16 protein-coding genes are annotated in these 20491 nt (G+C 64.5%); 5 read left to right on the forward strand and 11 right to left on the reverse strand.

The window, feature by feature from the left end:
* Window positions 1-59: 59 nt before the first annotated feature.
* From BoBH3_RS16335 to BoBH3_RS16350, 4 genes are all read right to left on the reverse strand, one after another.
* On the reverse strand, window positions 60-2018 hold the full coding sequence (locus BoBH3_RS16335; protein ID WP_262331866.1) for an acyltransferase family protein: 1959 nt from the start codon (window positions 2016-2018) through the stop codon (window positions 60-62).
* Between the two features lie 44 nt (window positions 2019-2062).
* A complete protein-coding gene (locus BoBH3_RS16340; RefSeq protein ID WP_262331867.1) occupies window positions 2063-3250 on the reverse strand; it encodes a glycosyltransferase family 4 protein in 1188 nt (395 codons plus the stop codon).
* A gap of 258 nt (window positions 3251-3508) precedes the next feature.
* Window positions 3509-4195, reverse strand: coding sequence for a hypothetical protein (locus tag BoBH3_RS16345; protein ID WP_262331868.1), 687 nt, complete (start codon window positions 4193-4195; stop codon window positions 3509-3511).
* 3 nt (window positions 4196-4198) lie between these two features.
* On the reverse strand, window positions 4199-5059 hold the full coding sequence (locus BoBH3_RS16350) for a glycosyltransferase family 2 protein (protein WP_262331869.1): 861 nt from the start codon (window positions 5057-5059) through the stop codon (window positions 4199-4201).
* Between the two features lie 274 nt (window positions 5060-5333).
* Here BoBH3_RS16350 and BoBH3_RS16355 point away from each other — a divergent pair, with 274 nt between their 5' ends.
* Both BoBH3_RS16355 and BoBH3_RS16360 read left to right on the forward strand, forming a co-directional pair.
* Window positions 5334-7082: a type I secretion system permease/ATPase gene (locus BoBH3_RS16355; protein ID WP_262331870.1), complete on the forward strand. Its 1749-nt coding sequence runs from the start codon at window positions 5334-5336 to the stop codon at window positions 7080-7082.
* Entirely contained in the window at window positions 7079-8416 is a 1338-nt protein-coding gene (locus BoBH3_RS16360) for an HlyD family type I secretion periplasmic adaptor subunit (protein ID WP_262331871.1), read from the forward strand. Before BoBH3_RS16355 ends, BoBH3_RS16360 begins: the two co-directional genes overlap by 4 nt.
* Window positions 8417-8431: 15 nt before the next feature.
* On the opposite strand, the gene BoBH3_RS16365 is transcribed toward BoBH3_RS16360, so the two are convergent.
* Genes BoBH3_RS16365 through BoBH3_RS16375 form a run of 3 tightly spaced genes read right to left on the reverse strand, consistent with a single transcriptional unit; the run spans window position 8432 to window position 12159 of the window.
* Window positions 8432-9172: a hypothetical protein gene (locus tag BoBH3_RS16365; RefSeq protein WP_262331872.1), complete on the reverse strand. Its 741-nt coding sequence runs from the start codon at window positions 9170-9172 to the stop codon at window positions 8432-8434.
* Between the two features lie 47 nt (window positions 9173-9219).
* Entirely contained in the window at window positions 9220-11478 is a 2259-nt protein-coding gene (locus BoBH3_RS16370) for an AAA family ATPase (protein WP_262331873.1), read from the reverse strand.
* Window positions 11479-11529: 51 nt separating this feature from the next.
* A complete protein-coding gene (locus BoBH3_RS16375) occupies window positions 11530-12159 on the reverse strand; it encodes a hypothetical protein (RefSeq protein WP_262331874.1) in 630 nt (209 codons plus the stop codon).
* Between the two features lie 228 nt (window positions 12160-12387).
* Between BoBH3_RS16375 and BoBH3_RS16380 the strand changes: the two genes are divergently transcribed.
* The gene (locus BoBH3_RS16380) at window positions 12388-13890 is read left to right on the forward strand and encodes an O-antigen ligase family protein (protein ID WP_262331875.1); all 1503 of its coding nucleotides are present in this window, start codon (window positions 12388-12390) and stop codon (window positions 13888-13890) included.
* Between the two features lie 69 nt (window positions 13891-13959).
* Window positions 13960-14742: a metallophosphoesterase gene (locus BoBH3_RS16385; protein ID WP_262331876.1), complete on the forward strand. Its 783-nt coding sequence runs from the start codon at window positions 13960-13962 to the stop codon at window positions 14740-14742.
* A 110-nt stretch (window positions 14743-14852) separates the two neighbouring features.
* On the opposite strand, the gene BoBH3_RS16390 is transcribed toward BoBH3_RS16385, so the two are convergent.
* Together BoBH3_RS16390 and BoBH3_RS16395 are read right to left on the reverse strand one after the other, a co-directional pair.
* Window positions 14853-15404, reverse strand: coding sequence for an SIS domain-containing protein (locus tag BoBH3_RS16390; protein ID WP_262331877.1), 552 nt, complete (start codon window positions 15402-15404; stop codon window positions 14853-14855).
* Between the two features lie 59 nt (window positions 15405-15463).
* A complete protein-coding gene (locus tag BoBH3_RS16395) occupies window positions 15464-16423 on the reverse strand; it encodes an NAD-dependent epimerase/dehydratase family protein (RefSeq protein WP_262331878.1) in 960 nt (319 codons plus the stop codon).
* Window positions 16424-16865: 442 nt separating this feature from the next.
* Here BoBH3_RS16395 and BoBH3_RS16400 point away from each other — a divergent pair, with 442 nt between their 5' ends.
* Window positions 16866-17630 (forward strand): WecB/TagA/CpsF family glycosyltransferase, encoded by a 765-nt coding sequence (locus BoBH3_RS16400; protein ID WP_262331879.1) that lies wholly within the window; start codon window positions 16866-16868, stop codon window positions 17628-17630.
* Window positions 17631-17666: 36 nt separating this feature from the next.
* Here BoBH3_RS16400 and BoBH3_RS16405 read toward each other — a convergent pair whose 3' ends face one another.
* Window positions 17667-18749 carry a glycosyltransferase family 4 protein gene (locus tag BoBH3_RS16405; RefSeq protein WP_262331880.1) on the reverse strand — a complete coding sequence of 361 codons (1083 nt, stop codon included), beginning with the start codon at window positions 18747-18749 and terminating at the stop codon, window positions 17667-17669.
* Window positions 18750-18824: 75 nt separating this feature from the next.
* Window positions 18825-20276 carry a GumC family protein gene (locus tag BoBH3_RS16410; protein ID WP_262331881.1) on the reverse strand — a complete coding sequence of 484 codons (1452 nt, stop codon included), beginning with the start codon at window positions 20274-20276 and terminating at the stop codon, window positions 18825-18827.
* Between the last annotated feature and the right edge of the window lie 215 nt (window positions 20277-20491).

Consider the following 20491-nt stretch of genomic DNA (forward strand, 5'->3'; position numbering starts at 1 on the left):
AGGGGCCCCTTTCGATGGGAACACCGCATCCGCCGGACAGCCCTGCCCCCCGATCCGAGCTACCTGTCGAGCCGCGCGCTGCCCACGGCAACGACCGCCCCTTGCGGCGTCAGGTGCTGGAAATCGACGTAATAAAGCGCTGTTTCCGTCCCATAACGGCAGCCCGCCGCGTCGCAGAGTGCGTCCCTCGGATCGATCAGGCTCACACCTTCCCGCCCCTTGGCGGCACCGGCGACAACGGCAGCCGAAGTATCTGGGATGACGTTGCGGAAAGCCGCGACGTGGTCGGCTGTCCCGCCGTCCGCAAGCCACCGTGCCAGGGCGGCCCGTGCGGGAATGAACTGGCCGACCATGCGGGCATAAGGATCGAACCGCAGCAGTGGCACGTCCTGCACGACGACGACGCGGCGCCCCATGGAGAGCAGACGCTCGGCGGTCGCAACCAGCGCCTTCTCCAAGGCGACAGTCGTCCCCGGCTCGGCTCCGGCGGCCCGCAGCCCGTCGCTGGCCGTTGACCAGAACCCCGTCAGAACGACCGTCCGGATTTCGGGATGGCGCTCGATATAGGCAAGCGCCGCCTGCTGGTAGGCGATACACTCCTGCCAATGCCGCGGGCGCTGCGCCGCCTCGACGGCAAAGCCCAGGAGCGGGTGGCAGGACGATTTCGTCATCTCGCCGAAGCCGAGCCCCGATCTTTCCGCGAGACGGCGGATTCCCGGCGCCAGCGCACTGGCGTGGCTGTCACCGAAAAGGACCAGCCGGCTGCCGCCGACCGCAGGCAGGCAGGCTGACGGGTTTTGCAGCTCGGTCGCGCCATAGGGCGCGAGGCAGGGGTTCTCGCGCGACTGACGCGCCGTTTCCGCCAGTTCCCGGACCATCGGGGAAAACCGCCCGGGCCAGCCGCCGGCGAGATAAAGCGCCAGGCTCACCCCGGCGAGCGCGAGGCCGGCAGCAGCATAGGCCCCCAGGACGCGGCGCGGCGGCGCCTGCCAATGGCGGAAAGGCTGCTCGATCAAGCGCCAGGAGAGGATGCCGAGCCCCAGCGACAGCACGATCAGCACGGCGGGGGCAGGCCCACCCTGCTCTCCGCCCAAGACGCGGTTGAGATAGAAGAGCGGCCAGTGCCAGAGATACCAGGAATAGGAGATGCGGCCGATGAAGGTCGCGACGCCGAGCGAAAGCGGCCCGGCATTGAGCATCGAGCCCGGCGCTGCGATCAGCAATGCCGTGCCCAGCGTCGGCAACAGCACAAAGACGCCCGGGAAGGAAAAGCTCTTGTCGTAGAAGACGAGCGCGGCGGCGATCAGCGCCAGGCCGACTGCTGCAGAGACCTGTTGCACACCAGCCGGCAGCCTCCCGGCCCCAGGCCGCCCGCCCAGTTCCCATATGGCGAGAGCGGCGCCCAGGCCGAGTTCCCAGGCGCGCGTCGGCAGCAGGTAGAAAGCGGCATTCGGATCGCGGCCGATGAGCCAGAGCGAGCCGGCGAAGGAGAGGACCGAAAGCGCAACCAGTGCCGGCAGCACAGGGATGCGGAAGCGGAGCAGGCCGAGCACCACGAAGGGGAAGAGCAGGTAGAACTGCTCCTCGATCCCGAGCGACCATGTCATCAGCAACGGATTGTATTCGGCCGCCGGGGCGAAATACCCGCCGCCGAGATAGTAGAGCACGTTGGAAAGCCCGAGCGCGGCGGCGACGGCCTCCCGCGCGAACTGGCGCAGTTCCTCCGGCGTGAGAATGAACAGCCCGATCGCCAGCACGACAAGCAGCATCGCGTAGAGCGCGGGCAGGATGCGGCGCACGCGCCGTGTGTAGAAATCGGCGAAGCTGAAACGCCCGGCCCTCGCCTCCCGATAGATCTGCCCGCCGATCAGATAGCCGGAGATGACGAAGAAGACGTCGACGCCGACGAACCCTCCGGGGATCGCCGCGATGCCCGCGTGGTAGAAGACGACCGCGATCACCGCGACCGCCCGGAGGCCATCGATGTCCGGGCGATAGTCGGCCGCACTGCCGGCCAAGGACGTCGCCCCAATAGTCGGCAGGGCCGAAGAGCTTGCTTGCGTCATCGGGAAACGGGCTGGCCGCTCGCGCCCAGGCCGCGATACAGCGCCGCGAAGCTCTCCGCGGAGGCCGCCAGGGAAAAGCGGGCTTCGAAGCGGCGCAATCCTGCGTGGCCCATGATCAGGCGCAGTTCCGGGGCCTCGATCAGCTTCTGGAGCGCATCGGCCAGCGGCATCGCCTCGCCGCGCGGGACGAGAAAGCCGGTTTCGCCGTCGATCACCTGCTCCGGTATCGCGCCCACGGTCGTCGAGACGACCGGAATCGCGCGGGCCATCGCCTCGAGGATCGACACGGGCTGGTTTTCCGCGCGGGACGGCAGGACGAAGATGTCTGCATCGGCCAGCAACTGCGACACGCCCTGCTCATCGACCCATCCGGGAAGCGCGATCTGGTCGGCGAGGCCGCGTTCACGGGCGCGCGCCTGCGTCTCGGCGACCTCGCCATCGCCGCCGATGATTGCGCTGAACCCGACGTTGCGCCCTCGCAATTCGGTGAACGCATCGATCAGGACGTCGATGCCTTTGCGGTAGCCGACGGCGCCGAGGAACAGAATGACGGGCGGACGGGTGGACGGAGGCCGCACAAGCCGAGGCCCGCGCGCGGCAGGAACTCCGTTGGGTATCGTGACGATCTTGCTCTCGGACACACCGAGCTCGCTCGCCAGGAACCGCCTCCAGAACCCGCTCAACGCGACGACTTTGTCGGCCCTGTGAAAGAAGGAGCGGATGATCGCCTGCTGGCTCGGCGAACACCCGGCATAGAATTCATTGTACCCGCTGCCGTGCAGATGAACGATCACTTTGCGGCCAAGCAGCCGGGCAGCTGCGGCGAACGCCATCTTGCGCCAGGTCGACCCTCGAGGCGCGACATTGATGTGAACGACGTCGATGCGCCTGCCGATCAGGTTAGCAGCGAAGGCGACCAGCGCGAACGGCGTGGAGAGGTGCCGGAGGACCGGGTGGCGCCCATAGCGCGACCGGAAGACGCGGAACGCGATATCGGGGCAATGCTCTGCGAGATATCGCGTCTGGTAGGCGATCACCCGCGCGATCCCGCCCTGCCCGGGCAATGCCTCTGGAACGAGGATAGCGACGCGTGTCTGGCCGTTCGGCACCGCAGTGCGCAGGCCGCCACCGGGCGTGTTCGCGGACGCCTGCGGAAAAGAACGCTCATTTCGGGTTTCGGCCACCGCTATGGAGCCTGGTTCGGACTCGTGAATCAAGGACGCCATGCGGTTTGAGGTGACGAAACGGAACGCACCCTACACGGGTTTGCCTTAGACATCCCGCGAGATCGCGCGTCGGGTGCAGCAAGCGGTGTAGACACAAGGCCTCGCTCACCTCGCCTTAGGGCATCGGACCTCAGGATGGAATCCATTCTCAAGAAATCAAATGCATAACAACAGGATAGGTTAACCGCGACCACGTCCGACACGGCGCCCGGCAGTCTAACGGATCGGCGGAATCGTGGACGGAATCGGCGCGATCGCGCCCAGCGGCTGCACCGGCCGGGTATCCCCAGGAGAGAACATGGTGTTGCGCTGGGCGTCATCCAGTTTCGGCTCGCCGACGAGAGCCTCGGTGAGCGCACGCTCCCGCGTCTTCAGATCGTTGTCGGGAATCGCGCTGCTGTAGCGGCTCCGGAATTCCTTCTGAAACGCAGCATCGGTGACATTGCGCGCCACCTGCTCGATGGCATGGGCATGGTCGCGGCTCTTCGGCGCACACATCTTCGCTGCGATCGCCAACCCGGCGGCGATCGCCTCGCGCTGGCGCTGGCTGCCGCGCTGAACCTGTCTGGACAGGGGCTGAAGGGCCGCGCGGCTCGATGCGGCGATGATCAGGACCCGGTTGATCATCGCTGGTCCACCATCGCGATACTCGGCGAACAGCGTCTCGGGGCGAAAGACGAAACGCTCGACCAGCGGCTGCGCGGCCGCGAAGGCAAAGACGTTGCAGGCTGCCGAGACCGGCGATGCCGGCACCAGCGCGGCGATGGCGCCGACCGCGATCAGCCGCGCTCCTCGGTGAAAGCGCAGTTTCATCAGCATGGCCCACAACGGAAGCAACGCTCGACGCTCCCGCCGCAGCAATACGCGCATCCTCACGGCCGCACCATCGCAGAAGGCTTGCATCGCTCAGCCCCTCAGACGCGCCAGGCGCAACAGGAAACTCGCCGCGAAACGTGGACGCAACGCTCCGGCGAGAACAGCATGCGCGAACAGACCCAACGCCGCCAGCGGGCGCTCGGCAGCCAGCAGCCGCCCGAGATAGCGCACCTCGAAGGCGCGGCGGGCCTTGCGCGACAGGCTCGGCCCCGCCATCCGCAGATAGGCGCGGCACTTCTCGATATCGTTCTCGAAGCTCAGACGGCCTTCCGCATGCTCGGCGTGATAGATGCTCAGCGGCTGCTCGACGAAGACATAGTCGGCACCTGCCTGACAGTTCTCGATGAAGAAGAAGTGATCCTCGTACTGGCGCAGCTCCTCGCGAAAGGGATGGGCCAGCGCGAGCCGACGCCCGACGAAAAAGCTGCTGGTCTGCGTCAACGCACCGTAGACGTAGAGATAGTCCTCGAACGACTCTCCGGGTCTGGCGCCGCGGGCCGGGCGTATCTCGCTGCGGCCTGCCGGTCCGAGCCAAGTGGACTGCGTCACGCAGAACACGCGGTCCGGTTCAGGCCGGGCCAGCGCGGCCTCGTACTGCGCCGAGAGCTTGCCGGGACGCCATTCGTCGTCTGAATCCATGAAGGCGATGAAGCGGCCGCGCGCCGCGCGCACGCCGGTATTGCGGGCCGCCGAAGCGCCGCGGTTCATATCGTGGCGGACGATCCGGACGCGAGGATCATCGACAAGCTGGCCAAGCGCCGGGATAGGATCGGAAGATGAGGCATCGTCGACGATGACGACCTCATAGGGCTCGAAATCCTGTGCAAGGACGCTGGCCAACGTCCGCGCAAGCCGCTCGCCACGGTTGTAGCAGGGGATGACAACGCTCACGGCAGGCGTTCCGGTCGCGCGCGGCAATTCCCCTTCGCTCATCCATCCGGCCCTGTCGGCGAGACCTGGAGTGGCCACCGTTGACTCAAGGTTCCTAATCATCGGCGGCCGGCAAGCCAAGCCCGCGATACGGCTCGCGATCTCGGACCCTGCATACAAAATCGCCATGGCTGCAAGCCTATCCCTAAGATTCATTTAGGGATTTTCGCGTCTCTTAGGTCAGGAGCCGAGGCGGCGGCAATGTCGCCACCCTATTACGCGATATGGACTGTCGATGAGTACCAGCGTCACGGGTCGGCCGGGTTCGACTGAAGTCCGCGCTGCGCTGTGGCAATGCGCGCGTTGGTTCGGATGGATTGCGCTGTTCTCGGCAATCATCAACATCCTCTACCTCGCCGGCTCGGTTTACATGCTGCAGGTCTATGACCGCGTGCTGGCGAGCCGCTCCACGGCCACCCTCGTTGCGCTGTCGCTTATCGTGCTGGCGATCTACCTGTTCCAGGCCGGGCTCGACGCGTTGCGCTCCCGCATGCTCGCGCGTCTCGGCGCACATTTCGACGAGTTGCTGTCGCCCCGCGCCTACCAGCTCGTCGCGGAACTTCCGTTGCGCGACCCGCGCCAGTCGCAAGCGGTCTCGCCGACCCGCGACATCGACCAGATTCGCAATTTTCTTGGCGGCCTCGGCCCGACGGCGCTCTTCGACTTGCCGTTCCTGCCGATATTCGTGACGGTCGCGTTCATGCTGCATCCCTGGCTGGGATGGATGACCATTTTCGGCGCCGTCGTGATCGTCATGCTGACGGCGGCGACGGAGTACAGCAGCCGCAGTTCCACCAGATCGCTCGTCGAGCTTTCAGTCCAGCGCCAAAATCTGCTGGAGAGCACGCGACGAAACGCGGAGGCCATCACCGCACTTGGAATGCTGGACACCTTCCGACGGCGCTACCTGGCCTTGAGCGAGCGTGTCGTCGCGCAAGCCTTGCGCGGAACGGAAGTGACGGGGGGCATCGCCGCACTGGCGAAGGCCTTCCGTCTCGCATTGCAATCGGCCGCCGTGGGGCTGGGCGCGTATCTGGCCATTCACGGCGAAATCTCTTCGGGCTCGATCATCGCCGCCTCGATTCTCTGCTCGCGCGCGCTCGCGCCGATCGAAACCGCCATCACCCATTGGAGAGGGTTCGTCGCGGCCCGGCAAGGCTATGCCCGCCTGCAACACTATCTGGAACTCATGCCGCTGGCGCCGGAGCCGCTCGCACTCCCCGCCCCGACAGCCCATCTGCAGGCAGAGGATATCGTGGTCGTCGCGCCGGGCACCACCTCCGCGATCCTCAAGAGCGTCTCGTTCCAGCTGAAGGCGGGTGACGCGATCGGCATCATCGGGCCGACGGGCTCCGGCAAATCCACACTCGCCCGCGCGCTCGTTGGAGCGTGGAAGCCGGCGCGCGGATGCCTGCGGCTGGACGGCGCCGATTTCGACCAATGGGGCCGCCGGCTGAACCAGCATGTCGGCTATCTTCCGCAGGATATCGAACTGTTCGAAGGCACGGTCGCGCAGAATATCGCGCGCTTCGCCGAGAATGCCTCGCCGACCATGGTGCTTGCGGCCGCCTTCGCGTCGGGGGCCCACGAGACGATCCTCAATCTGCCGCAGGGCTACGAGACCAATATCGGCGAGGGCGGTGCGGCACTTTCGGGCGGGCAGCGCCAGCGCATCGCACTCGCCCGCGCGCTCTACGGAGACCCCTTCCTTGTCGTCCTCGATGAGCCGAACGCCAATCTCGACGGCAAAGGCGACGAGGCGCTCAGCGACGCGATCCGGTCTGTGCGACAGCGTGGTGGCATCGCGGTCATCGTCACCCATCGCCCGCCCGGGCTGAAGTCGGTCAATCTCGTCGCTGTGCTCTCGGAGGGCCGCATCGCTTCAATCGGGCCGCGCGACGAGGTTCTCCAGTCCTTGTCCCCGGCGATACCGCGCCCCCCCGCGGTGCCTGCGACAACATCGGTCAAGGCTGCCGCCGCATGAACGCCTTAACCCCGATCATCGCGCTGCAGCCGATCGCGCAGCCGTCCGAGCATGTCCGGAAGTTGAGCCGGGAGCGCATGCTCGGCATCACCCTGATCCTCGGTTTTGGCGGCGTCGTCGTGGCCTGGTCCACCATGGCCACCCTGCAGGGCGCCGTTGCGGCCGGCGGCCATTTCTCCGTCGCCAGCGAGGTCAAGAAGATCCAGCATCCGAGCGGCGGCGTGGTAGCGTCCTTGCCGGTCAAGGAAGGTCAACACGTCACGGCCGGCGACGTGGTGCTGCGACTCGACGAGACGCTCGCGCGCGCCAACAGCCAGATCATTGGCCGGCAGCTCGACGAGTTCACGGCCAAGGCGGCTCGGCTCGTGGCAGAGCGCGACGGGCTCGATTCCATCCTCCTCCCGCGCGAGTTGCAAGACCGGGCCGACGACCCGGACATGGCGCGTATCATCGCGTCGGAGGCCCGGAGCTTCACGGCAAGGCGCGCGGCGCGGGACGGGCAGAGAGCGCAGCTGCGCAAGCGGATCGGCCAGCTTGCGGACGAAATCCGCGGCCTCTCGGCCCAGCAGGCCTCCAAGGAGCGCGAAGCCAAGATCATTGTGAAGGAGCTATCGGGGGTCGAAGAACTCTTTCGCCGCAACCTGATCCAGCTGACCCGCCTGAGCACGCTGCAGCGCGAACAGGCATCTATCGAGGGCGAACTCGGAAATCTCGTTGCCCGGATCGCCCAGACCGAGGGGAAGATCGCCGAGATCGAGCTGCAAGTGATTCAGATCGGCGAGGAGCATCGCACCGAGGTCATGAAGGAGCTCTCCGAAGCGCAGACGCGTATCGGCGAACTGACGGAGCGCAAGACGGCGGCGGATCTCCAACTTCGGCAGATCGACCTGCGCACGCCTGTGACCGGCATCGTGCACCAACTGGCCGTCCACACCGTCGGCGGCGTGCTTCAGGGCGGCGAGGCCGCCATGCTGATCGTGCCGGGAGACGACCAGCTTGCGCTGGATTCGCGGATATCGCCCAGCGACATCGACCAGATCGTCCCCGGCCAGAAGACCCGCATCAAGGTGCAGGCCGGCAATCTCGCCGCCAATCCGGAATTGACCGGAACGGTGTCCCGCATCAGCGCGGATGTGACGCGCGACGAGCGCCAGAACCAGTCCTATTACACGGTTCGTGTCGATCTGCCGGCCAGCGAGCTGAAACGCCTGCCCGTGAAAGTGATTGCGGGCATGCAGGCGGAAATCTTCATCGAGACCGTGGAGCGGCGGCCGCTCGACTTCCTGCTGAAGCCGATCACCGCACAGTTCGCGCGGACCTTCCGCGAACGGTAGACCCTGCGCGGCGATCTAACGCCAGGGCCGCGGCGGCAGCAGTGGCGCTCCCGGCAGGACGATCTCGCTCCCGCGCGCATGGAGAAACCGGGAGAAAGCCGTCCAACGCCGCTCGTGGATACCTTCCCGCTGCTCGAACAGCAGCGGGCGATCGGCCTCCGATATCTGCGAGAGGGACGCTGCAGCAGCCTCATAGAGCTGCGCATTCACCATTTCCCTCCACTCTACGCTCACCTGCGCACGCAGGGGGGCTGGCAGGCCGGAAAACGCCATGGCCGCCTGCACATTGCGTCGGACCGCGATCCAGCCCTCGCGCGGGGCGACATCGTAGGACATGGCAAGGAAATCGAACGCACGGCTCTGAAAACCTTCGCGACGCCCCGTGGTCCAATACAGAGCGAGCCATGCGTAGCCATCATAAGGCGAGCAGGCGAGCACCCGGCGCGCGGTAGCCTCGAGCACATCGAGCCCACGATCCATTTCAGCCAGGTCGGCGCTGGTCTGCGTCACCTCATCGGCAAGGCGGGCGGCAATGAGCAGGCGTCCGCGATCCAGATCCGTGGAGCAGAACCGGCGAAGGCTTTTGCCAGGCTCTACCGCGAGCATCGCCTCGAGCTGCGAGGTGGAAAAGGTCGCTCCGCTGCTGGCCTGTCGACCTACGGAGATCACCGGCGCCTCCGCGAGCGATTGCGGCCCTGCCACTGCAGCCCATGCGATCCCGAGACCGCTCAGGCACAGCAGCAGCAGGCGCAGCACCAGGCGAGCGGGACTTCGGCGTGTGGCGGCCTGCCCTGCGGGCAAGCTCAAGCCTGCGGCCCCCGATAGCCATAGCCCTGATGGTAGTCGCCGTAATAGCGGCCTTCCGACGCTTCGAGACGCCGCAGGACACCCTGCCCGGCGCCATTGAGCACGGCACCGATCGCCTTGCCCGGCAGCAGCTCGACTTCGCTCAGGGCATCGAGCACGACCTGCTTCTGCGTCCGGCCCCAGGCCGTGACGAAGACGAAGCCGTCGATCAGATGACTTGCAGCCTTGACATCCACGACCGGCAGGATCGGCGGCAGGTCGAGAACGATGCGGTCATACTTCTCTCGCAACCGGCCGAGCAATCGCGCCATTTCATCGGAGGAGATCAGATCCGAGGTATGAGATATCCGCCCCGGCACCACCGCCGGAAGGACATGAAGCCCCGTGATCGGGTCTATCCAGATCACGTCCTGCTCCGAGACACGGCTCTGGAGCACTTCGACGAGCCCGGCCTGAGCTTCGGGAACGAGGGCGCGCGTCAGGGCCGGATTGCGCAAATCGGCATCGATCAGCAGGACGCGATGCTTGCTGCCGGCAAGGAGGTTCGCGAGATTGCCCGCGACCGTCGTCTTGCCTTCCTGCGGCAGTGCCGAGGCGACGCCGATGACGCGGGTCGAGAGACGCAGGCCCGCGAGATCGATGGCGACCTTGACGTTGCGCAGGGTCTCGGTGAAGCGCGAGAACGGCGCTGCGACGACGTGATGCGCAATGCCCTGGTCCGTTCGCATAAGGCGCTTTGCCGGGTCGGCCGGCTGCGCGAGGTCGGACGGGATCGGCTCCACGCGCGGCAGGATGCCGAGGCACTCGATCCCCGTCGCCCGCTCGACTTCGTTCGGCTCCCGGAAGACATTGTCTATCTGCTCGCGCATGAAGGCCGCCGCGCCGCCCAACAGCGCGCCGCCCATCAAGGCGCCGGCAAGGATCAGCAGCGACTTGGGCGAACTCTTGCGCAACGGCTCGCTCGCCGGCGAAATGATGCGAGCCTCGGAAACCGGGAAGGTCTGCTGCTGGACCGCTTCCATGCTGCGCTGCAGGAAGTTGTCGTAGAGGTTGCGCAGGCTGCTGGCCGAACTCTCCAGGTCCCGCAGCTTGATCTGCGCCTGGGATGTCACGTTGTTCTGGCTGACGAGCGCGTTGAAGCTCTCCTGCAACGACTGTTCGCGCGCCTGAGCGATCTCGTACTCGCTCTTGTAGCTGTCGGCGATGCGCGAGAGCTCGCTCCTGATGTTGTTGCGCATCTCGGCCATCTGGTTTCGCAGATTGACGGCCGCCGCATGGTTGCGGCCATAGCGCGACGACCAATCCGCTTCCTTGGCGGACAGGTCGAGATACTGCGCCCGGAGCCGCGTGATAACCTCGTTGCGAAGCGCGTCCGCGACGGTGCCGTCCGGAATGCCCTCGCCCTGCCGCGTGATGCTCTGGATGCGGTCCAGCCGGGCCTTGGCTTCGGCCGTGGAGGCACGCGCGGACGACAGCTGCGTATTGACGTCGCCCAGTTGCTGCTCGCCGATCGATCCGCGCGCCGTATCGATGATGTTGTTGGCGGCCTTGAACTGCTGAACCTGACTTTCGGCCTTGCTGGCCTGTTCGCGCAGCTCGGCCATCCGGTCCTGCAGCCAGCTGCTCGCCCGCACGGTCGCCTGATAGCGGGAGTCCATTTCGCCGACGAGGTAGGCATCGCCGATCGCATTGGCGATCCGCGCCGCCTTGGCTGCGCTCAATGAGGTATAGGACACTTCGATCGCGTAGGTCAGGCCGACGCGCTTTGCCTGGAGATTGCGCTGAAGGTTCTCGAGCGCAATCCGTTCCTGCATCTCCCTGGAGCTAGGCTCCTTGCTGATCAGAAACCCCAGCACCGTACCGACGAACCCGGTCGAGGAATCGACGAACTCGGGATCCTCGACCAGCTTCAGGTCGCGGATGACCTTGAGGCCGATCGTGTCCGAACGCAGGATCTCGGCCTGGCTTTCGACGCCGCTGGTATCGAGCGACATCTCGCCGAGAACCTGCTGGGTCTGGAAAAGCTGCGTCTTGCGGGTGTCGATGAGGATCGTCATCGACGACGTAAACTTGGGCGAGGCGGTAATCAGGAATAGCCCGGCCAGGAACACGCAGCCTGCCACGGCTGCCGCGATGACAGGCCATTGACGCTTCAGGACACGCAGAACGTCGGATGGGGTGATGGAAGCGAGGGCTCCCACGATGCCATACTCGTTGGCCTCCCGCAGATCGGATGGCCTGCTTTGTTTGAGCATGGATCGCTCCGGTTACCCCGCTTTAGTCCGCGGCCTGCTGAAGCCGCGGAACTACTGCGTCCCTGCGGGGCTGACCGAAGCGCTGATGGTTCTCAGAGTGCTGGCATTGGTCGGGTTGATCGAGATCGAGCTGCCACCTCCGCTGGAAAACGACCCGCTGGAATTGGCAAAGGACGACGGTGTGCCCGTTCCCAATGCGCGGGTCCCTCCGGAGCTCCCGATTCCCCCGGCAACGCCCGAGCCTCCGGAGCCGCCGCCTGCGCCGGCACCGCCGCCTGCACCGGTGGCCAAGGTCGGCAGGTCACCGGTCGTGGCCCTGAAGGCCGCGATCAGCGCGGGGTTGTTGCTTTCGATCACAGCCCTCTGGATCGCTTGCGCGGTCTCGGCCTCGGTCCGAATGCAGAGCTGAGCGGCCTGGGCGAGGCCGGTCCCGATGGAGCTGATCTGCTCCTTGTTCGTGGCCGGCGCCTGCGCGAGCGCGATGATCCCGGCGATGGTGGACGCATCCGACGCCGCAAGACCGCGAACGGACGACACGATCCCCGCGCCGCTCGTGTTGTCGGCAAGCACGCGCGTGGGCGATGCCTTGAAGCCGTCGAGATCAGAGGCAGAAACAGGGACCGGCGTGGCGCAAGCCGCCTCGGCCGACGTGACGAAACCTTGTGTCAGGGCAGCAGCCAAGACGGCAGCTCCCAAGAGTTCGCGACGCAGACTCAGCATGATAACCCCCAGAATTACAATTTTCCGTACCATGCGCAGCCTGCTGGCCGCAACGCCATAGCGCGAACTGTCGGCTCGACCTGTAGAACATTACGCGCAACTTAGTAAATATCGCGAGATGATACCGGATTCGCCACCATCGTCATTCCCGCGTCGCCTGCGATGCGCTGCTCTCGGCGGGACGAGGACGTGACGCATTCCGCCTCGCCTCACAGCCGCCCCCTGGACGCCATTCCCGAGATGCCCCGACGGCCTGGCAGCGCACGCGCCACCGCGCGACGCTGGTTGGCGCAGGGCTCAGCCTGGCTGGCGCTCCTGGTGGTGGTTCTGGCGCCGCTGCCATTCGGCTCGGTCGAACCTGCATGGGTCGCGCTCTGGTGCGCCGCGATGGCCGTCAGCTTGCTGCTGGCCGGCCTGCCCGCTCTTTCGCGCGCGCAGACGGGCATACTGCTGGCGATTATCGGCGTGTATGCATGCCTTCTGCTGGCGGTCGCGCTGCAAAGCTTAGGAACGCCGCCCGATGCGCTGCGGCTGCGCGCCGACGCCCTTCTCGCTGGAGCACCGGGCGCCACTTCATCGCAGCGACACCCGCTATCGCCAGCCGATCTCGGCAGTTCCCTGCTTTTCGTGCTGGCCTTCTGCCGCCTGTTCCTGCTCGGCACGGACGAGGCCTGGAGCCGGCGCGTCTTTCGCGTCGTCGCATGGAGCGGGCTGGGCTACGCCCTCTATGGCGCGCTCTCCTTCGCCTTCGACCCGAGCCACCTTCTATGGCGTCCAAAGACCGCCTATCTTGGCAATCTCACCGGACCTTTCGTCAACCGGAACACCGCCGCGACCTATTTTGGGGCCGTCACGGTGCTGTGGACGATCCTCTTCATCGCAGCGATCAAGCGCGGCAGCGCCGGGGGCCTCACCCTATCGGAGCGGCTGTGGCTCGCGCTCAGCGGCCGCGATGCCGGCCTGGTCGGCCTCCTCTTCGGCGCACTGCTCTGCCTCGGCGCCACCGCCGCCACGGGCTCCCGCGCCGGGTTTCTGCTGACCTTGGCGGCGGTAGCACTGACGACCCTCGTCTACGGCCGGATCGGACTTGGCCCCTTGCGTCGCCATCCATGGCTGGTGGCCGGCGGCGGCATCCTTGCGATCCTCGTCCTCGAAATGCTGGCGGGCCTCGTCGCGACGCGCCTCCATCTGATCGGGCTCGATGACGAAGCCAGACTCGACGCCTATCAGGCCGGCTTCGGACTGGTCGCGCTCCGTCCCTGGCTCGGCTGGGGGCTCGGCAACTTCGAGGCCGCTTTCGCTGCGGTACGCCCCGAGGCCGCCGGGCTGACCGGGGTCTGGGACCGCGCCCACAGCACGCCCTTGGAATGGGCCATCGAATTGGGGCTTCCTTTCGCTGTCCTGCTCGGCGCCCTCTGGCTCTGGCTCCTGGGCAAGCTGCTGCGCAGCGGTTGGCGCACGCGCTTGCCTGTCATCATCGCCGGCGGTGTCGTGGGCCTCCTCGGGACGCTCCACTCATCGATCGACTTCTCGCTGCAGATTCCCGGGTTCGCCGTCACATTTGCGGCCCTCACGGCAATCGGGCTGGCGCAAGCGACGAGCACCATGAAGACCCGATCCGAGACGATCGGCTTGCGCGGGCGACGCAGAAGGCGCCCTGACAACGCCCGCCCGCTGGGCAGACCTAGCTGAGGAGGGGTGAAGTCGCCACATGCATGCTCATCGCGTCTGCGAGACGGGTATTGAGAGGATCGGGACAGGATGATCGGTTGGTGGGGCAAGCGCCAGAAGGAGCGCGAAGGCGCCGGCAGCGAGCCGTCAGCCGATCCGCTATCGACCCTGTCCGAAGGGACGCGAATCTTCGCCATCGGCGATATTCACGGCTGCGACGATCTACTCGCACAGATCCACAGCGGCATCGACGAGATCAATGCGAACGATCCACCGGACGTCTCGATCGAGGTTGTGCTCGGCGACATGATCGACCGCGGCCCGGACTCGCGCGGCGTGATCGACCGGCTGATCGCGCGCGGTCGGCACAAGGCGGTGGTTGCGCTGTCCGGCAACCACGAAGCCATGCTGCTGCGCTTCCTCGCCGCCCCGGACACGCTGCCTCAGTGGCTCGGCCTGGGAGGTCTCGAGACACTGCGTTCCTATGGCGTCGAGCCGCGATCTCCGCTCGACGCTGCCGGCGCAGCCGATACGGCCGAACGTGCCATGGCGGCGATCCCCGGCGAGCATCTCGCATTCCTGCAGCAACTGCCGCTGCACTGCAGCCTGGGCGGCTTCACATTCGTTCATGCCGGCCTGCGCCCCGGCCTTCCGCTCGACAGGCAGACGAAGCGCGATCTCCTCGAGATCAGGACCCCATTCCTGAATCACCGAGGATCGTTCGGCACGTTCGTCGTGCATGGCCACACCCCGGGGCCGGATGTCGAAATCCTGCACAACCGGATCAATCTGGATACAGGAGCCTTCGCTACCGGGTGCCTCAGCGCAGCCCTCCTCGAGCGTGAGGGCATCAAGATTCTGAGAACCGGATAAATACGCCCACTGCGGACGTCAGCGGGCGGCGTCAATCCGGCCGCGCCAGTCTCGGCGTTGGCGCCGCCCGAAACCTCGGGCAGCGCCAATCGCGTGAGCAAACAGAATGGTTAGGCAGGCTTGCAGAGCGACTGCATCACGATGTGGCCGAAGATGGCGTGAACATCCTCGCAGATCTGCATGTCGTTGCTATCGACCCAGATCCGGTGCTTCGCCGTCTCCTTGAGTCGCCCGCCCGAGAAGCCGCAGAGTCCCAGCGTCTCACAGCCGATCTCGTTTGCCGCAGTGACGGCGCGGATGACGTTCTCGGAGTTGCCGCTGCCTGAAATCGCCACGACAAGGTCACCCGGCTCGGCGATGTTCTTGATCTGCTCGCTGAAGATGTCAGCGAAGGATAGATCGTTCCCGTAAGCCGTAATCAGCCCCATATTGTCGATCAGGCTGCGGCCGCGGAACTTCTTTCCTGTCGCCATGGGGATCATCTTCGTCCAGTCCGTCATGAAATGAAGGGCTGTGATGGCGCTTCCGCCATTGCCGAAGGCGATGATTTGCTTGCCCGACAACCAGGCCTGACGAACGAGATCGACGCCCCGATCGAACTCGTTTGTATCGAGCTTGTTCATGACGCCTTGCAGGCGTGAAAAGTAAGCACCGGCACTCATCGGATCACCTCAGCAGAATAGTTTGGGATGTATGCGACAGTCAGGCTCTTACCGGCCTGTCATTTCAGGATCTGCGCGGATATTTCGGAGGCAGATCGCCGCACGGCATCGGAAGAACTGAGGGACGGCCGCCAGCCGAGCGCCGAAAGGCGGCCGCAGTCATACCGGAACTTCGGAACGTCCCCGACCCAGCCGCGATCCCCGGCCCCGTACTCGATACGGGCCGTTGGCGACACGATATCCCTGACCGTTTCCGCGATAAACTTGACGGTTACGCCATCGTCGTCAGGGCCAATGTTATGGATATTTCGCTTTTCCTTGGCGCGATCAAAGATAAAAAGCATTGCCGAAACCAGGTCAGCAACATGCAGATACGCTTTTTGCTGCGTCCCATTGCCCAGGACTTTCAGCACATCAGGACTTGATTTCAGTTTGTTCACAAAGTCGAAAATGACGCCATGGCTCGCTGGAGCGCCGGTCACATTCGGAAAGCGGAAAATGTTCAACCGTTCCAGGAACGTTTCGGCGGCGGCCAACATCTGGGCCTCGGACGCAAGCTTCATCGCGCCGTAATTCGAGATTGGCATGGGAAAAGTCAGTTCGTCGATCTTCTTATCTTTATGATCGCCGTATATGGCCGAACTCGATGCGAAATGAAGGTTCTTTGTCCCAAAGGCGGCCATCACCTTCACGACAACGAATGACGTAAGGAAAGTATTTTTGAAATCGACTTCCGGATCGACGACACCGGCGGAGATATCCGAATTGGCTGCGAGATGCCAGACATCGGTAATCTTGCCTTTTCGAGAGGCCGCATCGAAGGCGGATCGGACGGCCTCCTCATCAGCGCAATCGATCTCCATGAATTCGAACCCGGGATGCGCCAGGAACTCCTGAACAAACTCGCGGCGGCCAAGTCTTAGGTTGTCGAGCGCAACGACATGAAGGCCCCGCGCCAACAATTGCGGAATCAAGTTGGCGGCCACAAAACCGGCGCCCCCCGTCACCAGATGAATCATGAAGCCCTCTAACCATGCATAAACGAGCCTAAACCCGTCGGATTTCCTCTACGGCGCGAAGCGCAAATTTGAAAGACATTTCAACGATCTTACGGAACTTCGCAGATGGCTGGTTAATCGCTCGCGCCGCTAGGGAGTCCACCTCTGCAGAGCCAGGAACCGCAATCGGTTGGCATGCGCTGCCGAGTCCGCAAAGGCGCGCCTCGGAGCCTGAGCGACGTCGGATATGTCCGGATCAGGTGCACGCATTTCTCCCGCAGAGTCATAAACGCGGACGAGCTGGCTCGTCATTTGCAACGGACACGCAAGTTTCTGGCCAGTCGCGGCAAATCAGACATCGCCGTCGAGGCCCATCGTCACCGACCATCGCAAAACTGCCGATGCGTCACAGCTGCGGGATATTGATCGAAACCTTGAGGGTCGGTAAGGAAGGGCGACGCTAATGACGCTACTGGAAATAATGCCAAACCGTGCGGCGGACCTGCTCTCGTTACTCGAAACGATCACTATTATCCCGGACGGAAGCGACATCGAAGCGCTGATCGAGAGCAGCGGTGAATCAAAACAAGCTCGCGTACTGTCCTTCGTCAACCAGCATGCCTTCAATCTTGCCTGGACCGACAAGGCATTCTCGGAAGAACTGCGCCGCGCCGACTATCTGCTGCGGGACGGCGTCGGGCTGGAAATTCTGCTGAGCCTGATCGGCATCCAACCCGGCAAGAATTGCAACGGCACGGATATCATTCCGCACTTGCTCGAGCAAAGAAAAGGAAAGTCGATCGCGCTCTTCGGAACCCGTGAACCGTGGACCAGCGCAGCCGCCGCCAAGATCGAAGAAATGGGATTGAAGGTCTGCGCCACACTGAACGGGTTCGAGGAAGAGCAGCGCTATATCGACCTCGCCAAGGACGCTAAGCCCGATATCATCCTGCTCGCAATGGGCATGCCCCGGCAGGAACAGCTGGCTGGCCGGCTGCGGGAGAGCCTCGAATGCGGGCTCATCATAAACGGCGGCGCCATTCTGGATTTCCTCGCCGAGCGCTTCCCCAGAGCTCCTCGATGGGTCCAGTCTTCCCGTTTGGAATGGCTTTTCCGGCTGGCTCTGGAGCCGCGGCGTCTCGCACGACGCTATCTTTCCGGCGGCGCTGTGTTTGCCTTCCGCGGGCTCCTCGTCAAGCAGCACGCATTGACGAGGCAAACCCAGTAATATCGCCGTCGGCGAGAGCCTCCGGCCTGGCCGTCGCTATATGCCCTGCACCCGCAGCGCGCCCTTATTGTCGGTGGCCGCAGCCACAGCGCGCTCAAGCGCATCGGCTGCCGCGCTCCAGTCGTAGTCGGTCCGAACTTCGACCGCCGCAGCCCGAGCCCTGCTGCGCAGGTCCTCAGGAGTCTGCGCCTTCAGGAAGGCAGCGACCTGGGCAACCGGGTCTTCGGGACTGGCGACAAAACCGTCATAGGTCTCGACCATATCGCGTGCACCAGCCAGTTCCAGGCAGATCGGATAGACGGCGCAGGCCAGGCCTTCCAGGACAATGAGCGGATAGGAATCGATCTTCGACAGATGGATGAGGACATCTGAGCCATGAAGGACGTCCAGCAGCTCGTCCTCGGGCACCCGCCCAAGCAGCTCGACATGGCCGGCCAGGTCCATGCTCCGGATCATTTCCTCCATGGCGCTTCGGGTTTCTTCATCCGCCGTACCCGTGATGCGCGCCCGGAAGCGAACGCCGTCCCGCTTGAGCCTGTCGCAGACCTCCAGAACCAGAAGACTTCCCTTGCCGACGGAGAGGCGCCCCGAGTGGACGAGCTCGAGAGGCGCCGACACGCTCGGCGGCACGACGAGCTCGGAAGCCAGCAGCTCCTTTGACAGGAAATTCCGGATCAGCGAGCGAGGAACGCGTTCTGGAAGCTTGATCTCCAGTTCCTGCGTCCGCGAGATCAGGGCAATGCGGCTTGCACCGCGCAAGATCCGCTCGCTCAAGGAGCGGAGGAAGCGATTGCGCTGCGACCGCCAGTTCATTCCGAGATGCGGCGTCACCATGACCCGCAGACCGAGCATCCGGGCGAGGATCAGATAGGCGAGGTCCGGCAGGTTGACGTACTGAAGCCAGACGATCGTCGGCCGGTGCCGACGGTACTCAACCAGGCGGGCCAGGCCGCCCAGAAAACCAGGCAGCCGGCGAAGCGACAGAAAAGCCGTTGCTGTCGATATCCGCTCGATCCGCGCATCGGGATTGCGGCTCAGCAGCGCCTCCTCAGCGCGGGCGCAGAAAGCTTCCACGCCGCCGGGGTTCGTCGGGGAGCCGCCCAAGATCAGAATATGCATCGAAGCCCGCCTGGCATCAGGCGCGTTCACGAGACTTGCGTCCGGAACACGCCTGACCGCAACAATTTCTAGGTTTTAGGAGTAACGACGACTACGGAAGGCATCCACGTCGATGGGTGGCGGGACCACCGCGGTGGGCATCAGCGGCCGCCGCTCGAAAGCCGCCGACGGCGATGTCGGGTTCGAGGCGTGATGGCTGCTTGCCGACATCAGATATTCCTTGAGCACGGCAGCTGCCACGCCGCCGACCGCACCGAACGCGAGGCCGAGCATGAGGAACAGCCACCCCTTCGGAAACGCGGACCGGATCGGAACCTGGGCCTTCTGGATCACCCTGACGCTGGATAGCTTCGCCGAGCGAAGGTCGGAGTCGATCTGCTCCTGGATCGTGCGCTTCGAGTAGAGCTCGGCGTTGTAGCTCGCCAGCGCAACCTCCCGCTTCAGCCGCGCGAACTCCGCCTCGACGCCCGCCAGCTTCACGAGCTCAGCGTTCAGCGTCGAAAGTTCCGTCTGCTGCTGCTCCGCAAGGTCCTGAAGGCCGCGAATCTCCGAATTGATCTTGAACAGGCCGACCATGGCGTCCTGATAGACCTTGACCATCAGGAGCGGAGGATCTCCCGCTCCACGTTCACGAGAGGAGGAAGCCGCCGGCGGTTGCTGCAGCCCCCCCTCGCTGGCGGCGAGATTATCCACCAGGCCCGAAACATAGGAGGACTGGGTCACAGGCTTCAGCAGCTTGAGCTGCGAAACCAGCGCCGCCTTCTGCCCCTGCTTCTCGGCCAGCGAACTTCTGGTCCCGGTAACGGCAGCCTGCAACTCGCTGGCCCGCTTCATCAGCAGGCCGCGCTGATCCTCCACCGAGAACGTCGCCTCCTTCTTCATGAAGGCTTCGAGCGCAGCCGAGCGCCGCTCAACCTCTTCGTCGAACCGATCGGCCTGCACACGGAAGAAATTCGCGGCCCCCGGGCGATCCAACAAACTCAACTGCCGCTCGATGAAGGCATCCGCCATCGCATTTGCGAACTTCGCAGCGACGACCGGATCGGTATGCCGAAACACGATCTTGATGACATCTGAGTTGGGCTCGGTCCTCACGGAGAGAGACCGGCCGATCCGTGCGGCCGCAACGTCCAGCGTCGAAACCTTATAGGCATCGCCTTCGTGCGCCGACGAGAAAACTTGCCTCAACAGCCCGCCGAGGCCGGCAGAGCCGGGACTCTGGGAAATCCCGAGATCATCGAAGCCCACCTTGTTGATCGCGGCACGAATGACCTCATCGCTCTCAGCAATGCGCGCCTGCGAGTTCACGAGGTCGAGCGGCCGCTTGGCGGCTCCCTCGCTGCCTTCTGTCGCGTTCTGCCCGACGATCAGCGAAGTCGAGGCTTCGTAGACCGGAGTGGTGAACAGATAGGCGGCCGTAAAAAGAAACAGTCCGGCGACGACCGACGCACCGACGATAATTCTATTCTTCCAGGCGGCCGAAACGATCGCCGCAAGGGACGGTTCGATTTTCCTGACGGCCGACATCAAGATCTCCTGAGCGTCGCTTTCGACCACAGCGCACTGCGTCAGCGGGTCAAAATTGTTAAGAATGTTGATATACGACCCATTGCCGCACCGCAACAACGCTTTGGTCACATAGTTTACGTAGGAGCCCCAATGATGGTGCGCTTTATCCGCGCAGCATTGAGCGGCGGAACATGTCGACAAGCGCTCCCGACCTGAGGTAGCCCGTCGCGCGC

Origin of the sequence: Allobosea sp. BH3 (genome assembly GCF_025499465.1) — a bacterium.
Classification (GTDB): Bacteria; Pseudomonadota; Alphaproteobacteria; order Rhizobiales; family Beijerinckiaceae; genus Allobosea.